Here is a 746-nt window from a genome sequence, read left to right as displayed (position 1 = left end):
GTATTACCTCTGTATCACTATTAGAATTAAATTTGATACCATCACCTAAGAGTTCTTCGTAAAATTCTTTAAAATTATATATTTCACCATTATAAATAATAACATATTGACCAGTTTGATCAAACATTGGTTGGTGTCCATGTTTTGATAGATCCTGTATCGATAGTCTGCGATGGCCTAGGCCTAAATTAAAATTTTCATTTTCAAAAAATTCGTACCCACTATCATTTGGACCTCTATGCCGCAAAACATCTGTCATGCTTATTAAATTATCCATATCCTGTTTTTTATTAAAATCGCAAAATCCAGCCAATCCACACATACTATCTTTTCCTTGTCATGCTATAAATTCTTATTATAAATTCATTCCTTAACAAAACTAATATTACATAGTTAAAGACAAAAAACAAAAAACTACTTATAAAAAATGGCAAACCAAGCATTCTAATCATAGCAAAAGAGGCGCCCGCTACCAACAAATACTTCATAAACTCAAAAAGTATATTTTTATAGCTTAAATGCAAATTCTCTTTATAATGAATTATCGGCAGATTTAGGGCTATAATAACACCAGTTGAAACAAGAGTTGCCAAAGCTATACCTACTATACCATACTTACTTATCCAAAGATAATTTAAGATAAAATTTATTAGCACCCCTATTAATGATAAACAAATAACATAAGTATATTTTTCCAAAGACTGATATAAACTTTGAAATAGACCATTAACAAGACTTAAAAATAA

1 protein-coding gene and 1 pseudogene are annotated in these 746 nt (G+C 28.7%); both read right to left on the bottom strand.

The window, feature by feature from the left end; all coding sequences use genetic code 11:
- Positions 1 to 322: pseudogene (locus F3H01_RS09130) on the bottom strand (asparagine synthase (glutamine-hydrolyzing)); the annotation flags it as partial.
- A 1-nt stretch (position 323) separates the two neighbouring features.
- Positions 324 to 746: MATE family efflux transporter (locus tag F3H01_RS09125; RefSeq protein WP_188116386.1), on the bottom strand; the 423-nt coding region annotated here is incomplete at its 5' end.

The organism is Campylobacter concisus, assembly GCF_902460875.1.
Lineage (GTDB): Bacteria > Campylobacterota > Campylobacteria > Campylobacterales > Campylobacteraceae > Campylobacter_A > Campylobacter_A concisus_AA.
Note: the sequence above shows the minus strand (reverse complement) of the source record. Positions and strands in the feature narration are given on the sequence as shown.